We start from the raw sequence: 10,319 nt of genomic DNA, 5'->3' as shown, positions 1-10,319 counted from the left end.
CCATCGGCCTGGGCACCGCCGTGCCTGCGGTTCTGGGCTACAACATGCTGGTCCGTCGCAACAAGGGCGCGCTGGATGAAGTCCGCAACTTCGCCGCTGACGTGCAGTCGATCCTGATGGGTGGCTATCGCCATGAAACGCACGAGCCGGCTGAATAAACCTGCAATCCACGCATGATCTGATTTCACGGCAGGTCATACGGCAGGAATGTCGTGTGGGCTGCCGTGCTGCCATCGGCGGGGGCGGATTGAATGATGGGCTGCGTGGGTCCATCGTCATGCCCTGGCCGATCAATCGGGCCATGACCCGTTCATGGAAGGATATCCAGTTGAAAAACATCACATCCAAATCGCTGTTCCAGCTGCGCGGGCGCCTGCTGGCCGGGGTCATGATGGCGCTGCCGGTGGCGGGGATGCTGTCCCTGCACGGCGCGCATGCGGCGGACCAGCTGGGGGAAAAGGTCGGCACGGCGCTGCAGAAGGCACAGACCGAACTTGCCGCCAAGAAATACCCGCAGGCCATGGCCGATGTGGACGCGGCGGATGCCGTGACCGGCAAGTCCGATTTCGAGACCTATACCATTGCGCAGATGCGTGCCGCCGTCGCGGCCCAGTCGGGCAATGTCCCGGCCGCGATTCCAGCGTATGACAAGCTGATCGCATCGCCCCGCACCCCTGCCGCGACCAAGGAACAGATGGCGCTGGCCGAAGGCAGCATGGCCTTCACCGCCAAGGATTATCCCACGGCAATCACGGTCACGGAAAAATACATCAAGGCGGGTGGCAAGAACCCGCAGATGCTGACGATCCTGATCCAGTCCTATTACCTGCAGCATGACTACGCCAACGCCGCCCGCGTGCAGCAGTCGCAGATTGACGCCGCCATCAAGGCGGGGGGCAAGCCCACGGAAAACCAGCTGCAGCTTCTGGCCGCCTGTCAGGCGCAGCTGAAGGACAACGCGGCACTGACCAGAACCTATGTGCTTCTGGCCACCTATTACCCCAAGCCCGATTACTGGGCGCAGGTCGTGCATTCTGTCCTGAGCACACCGAACATGGCCCCGGGGTTGCGCCTGGATATCGACCGCGTGCGTCTGGAGGCCGGTCTGGTCAAGACTCCGGCCGAATACATGGACATTACCGAACTGGCCATGCAGGCGGGACTGCCGCAGCTTGCGCTGGATATCATCAATCAGGGCTACAGCTCCGGCGTGCTGGGGCATGACGCCAGCGCCCCACGTGAAGAAAAGCTGAAGGCGCTGGTGACGCAGGGCGTTACCGACACCAAGGCGCATCTTGACGCCACCGCCGCACAGGCGACCACCGGCAATGCCATGCTGACGGCGGGCTACAACTATGTGCTGTCCGGTCAGGGCGACAAGGGCATCGCGCTGATGAAGCAGGGGATCGCCAGGGGACCGTCGGATGTGAACATCGCCCGCCTGCACCTTGGCCTGGCGCAGGCCGCGGCGGGGCAGAAGGATGCGGCCATCGCCACGTTCAACAGCGTGGAAGGCACCAATGGCGCGCGTGACATCGCTCAGTTCTGGGTGCTGAAGCTCAACTCGGCTGCCGTCGCGCACTGAGACCTTTTGCGACAGCAGGACTGTGAGTGCCAGGCGGGGCGCCGGATTTCGATCCGGCGCCCCGTTTGCGTTTCGCCTCCCGGCATGACTGACATTTTATGATATGAACGATGGTCTTATCCCGACCCGGTGCGTTGGATATGCTGGAGGCCGTCGCATGAATGGCATCATGACTGTCCCTGAACCGAAACATGGCCGAGAGAATGACACAGATACCTGCCACTGATGATCTGCCCGCCCGCATTCTTGTGGTGGAAGATGACCCTGGCATGCGCACCCTGATCGTCCGCGCCCTGCAGGGTGATGGCTACCGCGTGCGTGGCGTACAGGACGGTCCCGAAATGTGGGACGCGCTGCGTGCGCAGGCTGCTGACCTGATCATCCTTGATGTCATGCTGCCGGGCACCAACGGGCTGGACCTGTGCCGCGGGCTGCGCACCCAGTCCGAACCGGTGGTGCCGGGGGAAGCGCCGCTGACGGAAGTGCCGGTCATTATCGTTTCGGCACGGGGTGAGGAACTCGACCGCGTGCAGGGGCTGGAACTGGGCGCGGATGATTACGTGCCCAAGCCATTTGGGCAGAAGGAACTGCTTGCCCGCGTGCGCGCGGTGCTGCGCCGCAGGGGCGGCGGGGTCACAACCCCGAGTGCTGGTCGCCAGCGCAGGGAAACCGTACGGTTTGCCGGCTGGACGCTGGACCTGCGCCGTCGTGAACTGACGGACCCGTCCGGTACGGCAGTCGAGATTTCGGGGGCGGAGCATGACCTGCTGACCAGCTTCCTTGACAATCCGCAGCGTGTCATCGGTCGCGACCGGCTGCTGGAACTGTCGCGCACCCGGCTGGGGGACGTGTCGGATCGCAGCGTGGATGTGCTGGTCAGCCGCCTGCGGCGCAAGCTGGGGCCGGATTCGGATGGGCTGATCCGTACCGTGCGCGGCATGGGCTATATCTTCACGTCGGAGGTGGAGCGGATCTGACGGGGACAGGCCGTGACCCGTCCCACACAGCCCCCGCGCGCACCGGAACCCGTTGCCCGGCGCATCACGCTGTGGCCGCGTGGCCTGGTGGGGCGCGTCATGTTCGTGCTGCTGGCTGCCGTGGCGCTGGTCTTTGTCGGCAGTTCCGTCTTTTATGAAGAAGCCGAAACCTACACCATAGACGACGCCCAGCTGGAACAGGTGGGGGAGCGGCTGGTGATTGACGCCCGCGTGCTGGCCGCCACCCCCACCTCGCAGCGCATGGTGCTGGCGGCCATGCTGTCCACCAATGACCTGACGGTTGACTGGCGCACCCCGGCTCAGCAGGGGGTGATGAAGGTGGAACCCCCGTCGCTGCGCATGCTGCATGACCGGATGGCGGGATCGCTTGCGGCATTGCGGGGCGATGCGCTGAACCTGTCGGGCACGATTGCGGCCACGGCGGATGTGCGCGGTACGCTGCGCCTGCCCGATGGCAGCTACATGGGGTTTCTTGCCCCCGCCATCCTGCAGCCGCACCATATGCAGCGCGGCATTGTTTCGGCGGCGATCCTGGCGGGGGCGGTGCTGCTGGCGGCGGGCATGCTCGTACGCGCGCTCAGCATGCCGCTGCGCGCGCTGGCGGATGTGGCGGATACGGTCGGATCCGGCCAGTGGGTGCCGCTGGAAAACAAGGGCCCGCGTGAAGTCCGTTATCTGGCCCGCGCCATCAATGACATGCAGGAACGCATCAACCGCCTGATTGCCGACCGGACCGAGGCGCTGGCCGCCGTGTCCCACGACCTGCGCACGCCGCTGGCCCGCCTGCGCCTGCGCGCGGGCTTTCTGGAAGACGCGAACGCCCAGAAGGAAATCGAGGCCGATGTCACGGAAATGGAGGCCATGATCGCGGGCGTCCTGGCCTATCTGTCGGGGGAAAAGGATCCTGAGCCCGCGCGGTCAGCCAACGTGGCCTCGATCCTGGCGACACGGGTGGATGACGACGCCGATCAGGGGCGCGACGTGACCTATGACGGGCCGGATCAGGCGCAGGCCGTGGTGCGTCCGCTTGCGCTCAAGCGCGTGCTGGGCAACCTGATCGACAATGCGGTGAATTATGGCGGCAACGCCCATGTCAGCCTGACGGTGACGGCGGACGCCCTGTGCATCCGGGTGGAGGATAACGGCCCCGGCCTGCCCGATGCCGAAATCGGGCGCGTGACAACACCCTTCTACCGTGTGGAAGGGTCGCGTTCGCGCAGTACTGGCGGGCTGGGTCTTGGGCTTGCGATCGTCAGTCGCGAAGTGGCGCGCGACGGGGGGCGTTTCCACCTGTACAACCGCCCGCAGGGGGGGCTGTGCGCGGAAATTGTCCTGCCACGCAATGCTGTGATACGTCCCGGCAGCTAAAAGCGGGCCGGGCCCTGTTGCGTGGGGTTGGATTTACGCGCGCGCCGATCATATAACAGGACTTGGGAAGTACGTTTGCATGTCCCGCTTTCCCGTCATGTCTGGAAGACCGAGCAATGTTCATCGAAACAGAAGATACCCCCAATCCCGCAACGCTGAAGTTCCTGCCGGGGCGCGAGATCATGGCCAACGGGGCCACGGCTGACTTCATCAGCCCCGATTCCGTGGCCGGGCGGTCGCGCCTTGCGGAAATTCTGTTCGACCTTGACGGCGTGGCCCGCGTCTTTTTCGGGAATGACTTCGTGGCCGTGACCCGCAGCGACGCAACGCAGTGGGATGACCTGCGCCCGCAGGTGCTGTCCGTACTGGCGGATTATCTGGCCACCGGGCAGGCCGTGGTGGAAAGCGACGCGCAGGTGGTCGAGGACCTGATCGCACCGGGGGATGAGGAAATCGTGCAGCAGATCAAGGAACTGCTCGATACCCGCGTGCGCCCCGCCGTTGCGGGTGATGGCGGTGACATTGTATTCCGGGGGTACCGTGACGGGGTGGTGCGGCTGACCATGCAGGGTGCGTGTTCGGGGTGTCCGTCCTCGCGCGCGACGCTCAAGCACGGGGTGGAGAACATGCTGCGCCATTATGTGCCGGAAGTGGTATCGGTAGAGCAGGTAGAGGCCTGATCGGCAGGCCTGCGCGTAGTCTGGGAATGTTTCATGGCGCTTGATGACGCTGGGCTTGATCTTCTGTTTCGTACCGCACGCACGCCGGTGGCGTGGAATGACCGGCCCGTGGGGCAGGATACGCTGCGGCAGCTGTACGATCTGGTCCGCCTGGGGCCGACATCGGGTAACTGCTGCCCCGGGCGTTTCGTGTTCATTACGACCGAAAGCTGCCGTGAACGCCTGCGTCCCGCGCTGTCGGCGGGAAACGTGCAGCGCGTGATGACCGCCCCGGTCACCGTGATCGTGGCGCATGACCCGCTGTTTTTTGACCGCATGGATACGCTTAACCCCGCCCCGGATGTGCGGCAGTGGTTCGCAGCCGATGTGGGGCTGGCGGAAGAAACGGCCTTTCGCAACGGCACGTTGCAGGGCGGGTACCTGATCATGGCCGCGCGGGCGCTCGGCCTGTCGGTGCTGCCGCTGTCGGGGTTCGATGCCGCGATGGTGGAAGACAGCTTTCTGGCGCAGAAGGGCTGGCAGGCCAATTTCCTTGTCTGCCTGGGCTATACGGATGGACCGCCGCCCATGCCCCGCGCGCCGCGCCCGGATTTCGATGATGCCTGCGTGATTGTATAGGTCATGCGGATTCTGGTGATGGACGGCAGCGCCACCGGGACGCAGGCGCGTGCCGTAATTGCCTGCCTTGCGCCGGGTGATGATGGCGTCCTGTCTGTCCTTGCGACGCGGGAGGCAACCGGACGTGGCGCGGCGGAACAGTTTCCCCTTCTGGCGACCGAACTGTTCGCGCAGTGCGGCTGGACCCATGCCATGCCCGAACTGGTTGGCGTGGTCGTGGGACCGGGATCGTTCACGGGACTGCGGGCTTCGCTGGCCTTTGCCCATGGCCTTGCCGCGGGCATTGGCTGTGCCGTCATGGGCATGACCGCAGGGGAAGCCATGGCTGACGCCCTGCGCGATCAGGCCCGGCCACTGGCGGCGCGTCCGGTGTGCTGCACCGTTGCGCGACGGGGGCGGGTCTTTGTCGAAATGCTGGCGGATGGGGACGGGACGGGAAGCGTGTCCGCCCATATGCTCGATATGCTTGAACTGCCGCCCGGTCCCTTGCTGCTGGCGGGAAATGCGGCGGAAGATGTGGCGCAGGCGCTGCCACGGCGCATGGATGTGCGGATATGCGGCCTGATGCAGCCGGACCCCGTGGACATTGCCACGGTGGCCCTGCGCCGTTTCCATGGCCACCTGCCGCCCCGTGCGGCCCAGCCGCTTTATGTTGATGCCCCGGAGGCGAAACTGCCTGCGGCTGGCCTGCGGCCTGCCCCCACCGATACGCCATGACCCCGTCCCCCGCGCCCGTCAGCACGTGGGCCACGCTGCTGGCCCAGATCCATGCACAGGCGTTTCCCCCCACTCACCGGTGGGATGCGCAGGCCATGCAGGCGCTGCTGGACATGCCGGGTGTTTCTGTCGTTATGGCGGAAGGGGACGCCCCTGCCTTCATCATGGTCCGAACCGTGTTTGATGAAGCCGAGATCCTGACCTTTGCCGTGGACCCGGCATGGCAGCGGCGCGGTATCGGGCGCGACCTGCTGGCGCGCTGCATGCGGCAGGTGGAGCAGGCAGGCGCGCGGACCCTGTTTCTGGAAGTGGCGCGCGATAACGCCCCGGCCATTGCGCTGTACTGCACAAGTGGATTCGTGCAGGCGGGGATGCGGCGCAACTATTACCCCGACGGGATGGATGCCTGCGTCATGCGACGGGAGATTTGAGGACGGTCAGCCGGTGTGTCATGCCATCTGTTTCTGTCTGTATTTCTTCTACAACATGACCAAGCAGTTTCAGACTGCGTGAAACATTGTCCAGCGGGGCGGCGCCGCGCAGGCGGACAAGCAGTTTTCCCCCGGCAGGAAGTTTGTCAAGTGCCAACCTGGTATGCACGAAAGTCATCGGGCATACTTCATGGGTGATATCTATTTCTGCCATATCAATATCAGACATATTACCATGGAACCTTTGTTGTTACCTGTTGCGATCCGTCTGGAAATATTTATATAGGGTACATCATTATTCCAGAGTGACAGGATCAGATTAATGGCCGATGCAGCGGCAGAAGTGGAAGTGCGGGAACTGGCCGCCGAAATCGTTTCGGCATACGTATCCCGAAATGAACTTGACGCGGATACCCTTCCCGATCTGATTCACCGGGTTTATGAAGCCGTGGCCTCCCTCGGGCGTGCGGAACCCGTGCCTGAAAAACCGGTGCCCGCCGTTCCCCTCAAGAAATCGGTTTTCCCCGATTACATCGTCTGCCTTGAGGACGGGAAGAAGCTCAAGATGCTCAAGCGTCACCTCAAGACCGCCTATAACATGACGCCCGATGAATACCGTGAACGCTGGGGCCTGCCCCATGACTACCCCATGGTGGCCCCCAATTATGCCAGCCATCGGTCGTCGCTTGCACGCAAGATTGGCCTTGGCACCAAACGTGAGGACTGAGCCACACCGAGTGTGGTAGTGTGGACAGGTATCTGCATGATCGGCTACGCCCGTAAACATGGCACCAGACAGTAACGGACTACAGACCCGCATTGAACGCATGTGCATCGAACGCGGCCTGAAAATGACAGGCCAGCGACGGGTGATCGCGCGCGTCCTGTCTGAAGCCCATGACCACCCGGATGTAGAGGAACTGTATCGGCGCGCCTCCCGGCTGGACGGGCGTATTTCGGTTGCTACTGTGTACCGCACCGTGCGCCTGCTGGAAGAAAACGGCATTCTCGAACGTCATGACTTTGGCGGTGGCCGCGCCCGTTACGAAGCGACGGAAGAAGGCGACCACTACCATCTGATCGATGTGGAAAGCGGGCAGGTGGTGGAATTTACCCATGCCGACCATGCCGAGCTGTTGCGCAGGATTACGGCCGAACTCGGGTTCGAACTGGTCTCGCACCGACTGGAACTGTTTGCGCGCAGGCTGCCCGACGTGGCAGAAGAACAGACGGGCCAGATGGCGCAAACGCAGCGGAAAGGCAGGTCACGGCCTTGAGTATCGAGAAAACCATACAGTCCCTTTCTACCCTGGACCTGGAACGCAACGGTTTTCCTGAATTGCGGGGGGGGAACCTTGGCGTCCGGATCGCCACGACGGACGAGGAACGCGACGCCGCCCAGGCGCTGCGGTACCGGGTGTTCTATGAGGAAATGGGGGCCAGACCCGATTCCCGTACCGAGCGCCTGAAGCGGGATATTGACGAATTCGATGAATATGCCGATCACCTTCTGGTGATCGACCATGCCATTTCATCGGGCGCCAGGGGCGTGGTCGGCACCTACCGGCTGATGCAGGGGGATGCTGCCAGAAAGCTGGGCAAGTTCTATACCTCCAGCGAATACGACATTTCGCCCCTGACCGAATTTCCCGGTCGCCTTCTGGAAGTGGGCCGGTCGTGCGTGGATATGAACTATCGCGGTCGCGCGGCCATGCAGCTGTTGTGGCGCGGCATTGCGTCCTACATTTTCCTGCACCGGATTGATGTGCTGTTCGGTTGTGCCAGCCTGCCGGGCACCGACCCCGATGCGCTGTCGGATGAACTGACCTACCTTTACCACAATCACCTTGCCCCGCCCGCGCTGCGGGTGCGCGCCCTGCCTGAACGCAGGGTGGAAATGCTGCGCGCGGACCCGCAGGTGCTGGATCACCGGCGGTCGCTTGCGCGCCTGCCACCCCTGATAAAGGGCTACCTGCGGCTGGGCGGGTATGTGGGCGATGGCGCCGTGATCGATGAACAGTTCAACACCACCGATGTCGCGGTACTGGTCAAGAGCGAACTGCTGGCTGACAAGTATTACCGCCATTACGAACGTCGCCTGCGTGACGCGCTGGACTGACCCCGCAATCCACGGGGGAGCGGGTCGCAGTACTCCATGAGGTTCCTGTACACGCTGTATATGAAGCTTGCGCGCCTGCACGGGTGGCGGGCCGATCTGGCCATGCTGCTGGCGGGCGGCGTGTATGCCCTTGCGTTTCCACCGTTGCATGCGGTGGTGGTCCTGCCGGTTGCCTTCTGCCTGCTGGCGCTGGCGATTGATCATGCGGCCGACTGGCGTGGGGCCGCGCGGCGTGGCTTCATGTTCGCGATGGGGTTTCATACCATCGGCCTGTACTGGCTCATGTATGCCATCCTGCTGCGCGCGGATGATTTCTGGTGGCTGGTGCCGCTGGCATCGCCCGGCTGCGCGGTCATTCTTGCCCCGCTCAGTGCGCTCTCTGCCGGGCTGAGCCGTCTTGTGCCGCGTGGCACGGGCCGCCTGCTGGTCCTGTCCGCCCTGTGGACAGTGACGGATATGGCGCGGGTATACGTGTTCAGCGGCTTTCCATGGAACCCGCCGGGCAGTGTGTGGGAATTCCCCGGTCTTGCAGGTGATATCATGATCCAGCCTGCCGCATGGATCGGGGTGGACGGACTGACCCTGCTGACCTGTATCGTGGCGCTGGCCCCGTTATATGGTCGTGTGGGCCGGTGGGCCTGCCTTGCGCTTATGGTGGCATGGGTTGGCTGTGGCGCGGCACGCTTCAGCAGCATTCATGACACTTATCTCCATAATCCCGAAGTCGTGCTGGTGCAGGGCAACGTGCCCGAGACGGACAAGATTGCGGGCAATTCGGACGTGGCGATTTTCCGCCGTTACCTCGCCCTGACCCATCAGGGGGTGGCGCAGGGCCTGCAGCAGGCGGCGGGCACGCGCCCCGTTGTGTTCGCATGGCCGGAATCGGCATTTCCTGGCCTGCTGCTGGAAGATGATATCGCACGCCCCATGATCATGCGGGCAGGGCAGGGGGCTGCGGCGGGTATTATTGGCAGCGTGCGCTGGCTGGAGGATGATCACCACTGGCGCAACAGTATGGTAGCCCTGATGCCGCCCGACGGCGCGGGGACCATGGTGTATGACAAGGCGCATCTGGTTCCCTTCGGGGAATATCAGCCCGCTTTCCTGCCCTTCCATGTCGTGCCGGGTGAGGGCATGACCCCCGGTCCCGGTGTGCGGACGTGGCATCTGCCCGGTATTGCCCCGGTGGGACCGCTGATCTGTTACGAAGTGATTTTTTCAGGTCAGGTGGCAGACCCTCATGACCGGCCCGGCTGGCTTATGAACAGTACCAATGATGCCTGGTACGGCAATAGCGCCGGACCCCGCCAGCATCTTGCCGCCGTGCGTATCCGTGCGGTGGAGGAAGGGCTGCCTGTTGCCCGTGCCGCCAATACCGGGATCTCGGCCGTATTTGACGGGCGGGGACATGAGCTGGCGCGACTGGGCTGGGACCGTCAGGGTGTGCTGGTTCATGCCGTGCCCGACGCCCTGCCGCTGACCGTTTTCGGACAGTACGGGCGTCTGGTGCCGCTGCTGCTGGCTATTGTGCTGGGACTGTGCGGCGTCTGGTATGCAGGCCGGCAGGGTAAAGCCGGTTTGTCATAACGGTTTTCCGCCGTTTTTTTCATCTTATTTAATGCATTTAAAATGCATGAATATTTTCCTAATTCCCTGCCCGCTGTGCAGGGACAGGTTCTTTATGTAATGCTTTGGTCCGGTACTCTGGAAATTCGGGTGAATAACGGATTTATTATAGCTGTAGTTGATTTAAAAAATCTTAGAGCATTCTGTGATTAGATTGATGCATATCCAGAGTTCTTG

At 63.1% G+C, this 10,319-nt stretch carries 12 protein-coding genes and 1 pseudogene; 12 read left to right on the top strand and 1 reads right to left on the bottom strand.

All coding sequences use genetic code 11. The features are described 5' to 3' along the window. The 8 genes and pseudogenes from B7449_RS22880 to rimI form a co-directional block, all read left to right on the top strand. Positions 1-158: pseudogene (locus tag B7449_RS22880) on the top strand (MotA/TolQ/ExbB proton channel family protein); the annotation flags it as partial. A gap of 119 nt (positions 159-277) precedes the next feature. Beyond that, positions 278-1,585: a tetratricopeptide repeat protein gene (locus B7449_RS13970; protein ID WP_235721057.1), complete on the top strand. Its 1,308-nt coding sequence runs from the start codon at positions 278-280 to the stop codon at positions 1,583-1,585. 203 nt (positions 1,586-1,788) lie between these two features. Continuing rightward, on the top strand, positions 1,789-2,562 hold the full coding sequence (locus B7449_RS13965; RefSeq protein WP_048883731.1) for a response regulator transcription factor: 774 nt from the start codon (positions 1,789-1,791) through the stop codon (positions 2,560-2,562). Positions 2,563-2,661: 99 nt separating this feature from the next. Then, positions 2,662-3,951 (top strand): ATP-binding protein, encoded by a 1,290-nt coding sequence (locus tag B7449_RS13960; RefSeq protein WP_232275730.1) that lies wholly within the window; start codon positions 2,662-2,664, stop codon positions 3,949-3,951. A gap of 116 nt (positions 3,952-4,067) precedes the next feature. After that, positions 4,068-4,631, top strand: a complete 564-nt coding sequence (locus B7449_RS13955) for a NifU family protein (protein WP_010514751.1) — start codon at positions 4,068-4,070, stop codon at positions 4,629-4,631. 33 nt (positions 4,632-4,664) lie between these two features. Then, positions 4,665-5,249, top strand: coding sequence for a malonic semialdehyde reductase (locus tag B7449_RS13950; protein ID WP_039736000.1), 585 nt, complete (start codon positions 4,665-4,667; stop codon positions 5,247-5,249). A 3-nt stretch (positions 5,250-5,252) separates the two neighbouring features. Continuing rightward, a complete protein-coding gene (tsaB, locus tag B7449_RS13945; protein WP_039735999.1) occupies positions 5,253-5,966 on the top strand; it encodes a tRNA (adenosine(37)-N6)-threonylcarbamoyltransferase complex dimerization subunit type 1 TsaB in 714 nt (237 codons plus the stop codon). Further along, positions 5,963-6,397, top strand: coding sequence for a ribosomal protein S18-alanine N-acetyltransferase (gene rimI / locus B7449_RS13940; RefSeq protein ID WP_039735998.1), 435 nt, complete (start codon positions 5,963-5,965; stop codon positions 6,395-6,397). The genes tsaB and rimI overlap by 4 nt, the downstream gene beginning before the upstream one ends. On the opposite strand, the gene B7449_RS13935 is transcribed toward rimI, so the two are convergent. Next, on the bottom strand, positions 6,378-6,626 hold the full coding sequence (locus tag B7449_RS13935) for a sulfurtransferase TusA family protein (RefSeq protein ID WP_039735997.1): 249 nt from the start codon (positions 6,624-6,626) through the stop codon (positions 6,378-6,380). The genes rimI and B7449_RS13935 overlap by 20 nt on opposite strands. Positions 6,627-6,719: 93 nt before the next feature. Here B7449_RS13935 and B7449_RS13930 point away from each other — a divergent pair, with 93 nt between their 5' ends. From B7449_RS13930 to lnt, 4 genes are read left to right on the top strand one after another with little or no spacing between them, the layout of a single operon-like run. Beyond that, positions 6,720-7,124: a MucR family transcriptional regulator gene (locus tag B7449_RS13930; protein ID WP_010514757.1), complete on the top strand. Its 405-nt coding sequence runs from the start codon at positions 6,720-6,722 to the stop codon at positions 7,122-7,124. 58 nt (positions 7,125-7,182) lie between these two features. Next, a complete protein-coding gene (locus B7449_RS13925) occupies positions 7,183-7,674 on the top strand; it encodes a Fur family transcriptional regulator (RefSeq protein WP_039735996.1) in 492 nt (163 codons plus the stop codon). Then, entirely contained in the window at positions 7,671-8,516 is an 846-nt protein-coding gene (locus tag B7449_RS13920) for a GNAT family N-acetyltransferase (RefSeq protein ID WP_039735995.1), read from the top strand. Before B7449_RS13925 ends, B7449_RS13920 begins: the two co-directional genes overlap by 4 nt. Before the next feature lie 36 nt (positions 8,517-8,552). Beyond that, positions 8,553-10,103, top strand: a complete 1,551-nt coding sequence (gene lnt, locus B7449_RS13915) for an apolipoprotein N-acyltransferase (protein WP_039735994.1) — start codon at positions 8,553-8,555, stop codon at positions 10,101-10,103. Positions 10,104-10,319: the final 216 nt, after the last annotated feature.

The sequence above is a fragment of the Komagataeibacter intermedius TF2 genome (assembly GCF_000964425.1).
GTDB lineage: Bacteria > Pseudomonadota > Alphaproteobacteria > Acetobacterales > Acetobacteraceae > Komagataeibacter > Komagataeibacter intermedius.
The sequence above is the reverse complement of the archived record's forward strand: the minus strand, read 5'-3'. Positions and strand labels throughout refer to the sequence as shown.

What these genes read in the sequence shown, in the direction of transcription:
- B7449_RS13970 (WP_235721057.1), top strand. Translation starts at nt 278, where the DNA reads ATGCCCTGGCCGATCAATCGGGCCATGACCCGTTCATGGAAGGATATC.
- B7449_RS13965 (WP_048883731.1), top strand. Translation starts at nt 1,789, where the DNA reads ATGACACAGATACCTGCCACTGATGATCTGCCCGCCCGCATTCTTGTG.
- B7449_RS13960 (WP_232275730.1), top strand. Translation starts at nt 2,662, where the DNA reads ATGTTCGTGCTGCTGGCTGCCGTGGCGCTGGTCTTTGTCGGCAGTTCC.
- B7449_RS13955 (WP_010514751.1), top strand. Translation starts at nt 4,068, where the DNA reads ATGTTCATCGAAACAGAAGATACCCCCAATCCCGCAACGCTGAAGTTC.
- B7449_RS13950 (WP_039736000.1), top strand. Translation starts at nt 4,665, where the DNA reads ATGGCGCTTGATGACGCTGGGCTTGATCTTCTGTTTCGTACCGCACGC.
- tsaB (WP_039735999.1), top strand. Translation starts at nt 5,253, where the DNA reads ATGCGGATTCTGGTGATGGACGGCAGCGCCACCGGGACGCAGGCGCGT.
- rimI (WP_039735998.1), top strand. Translation starts at nt 5,963, where the DNA reads ATGACCCCGTCCCCCGCGCCCGTCAGCACGTGGGCCACGCTGCTGGCC.
- B7449_RS13935 (WP_039735997.1), bottom strand. Translation starts at nt 6,626, where the DNA reads ATGTCTGATATTGATATGGCAGAAATAGATATCACCCATGAAGTATGC.
- B7449_RS13930 (WP_010514757.1), top strand. Translation starts at nt 6,720, where the DNA reads ATGGCCGATGCAGCGGCAGAAGTGGAAGTGCGGGAACTGGCCGCCGAA.
- B7449_RS13925 (WP_039735996.1), top strand. Translation starts at nt 7,183, where the DNA reads ATGGCACCAGACAGTAACGGACTACAGACCCGCATTGAACGCATGTGC.
- lnt (WP_039735994.1), top strand. Translation starts at nt 8,553, where the DNA reads ATGAGGTTCCTGTACACGCTGTATATGAAGCTTGCGCGCCTGCACGGG.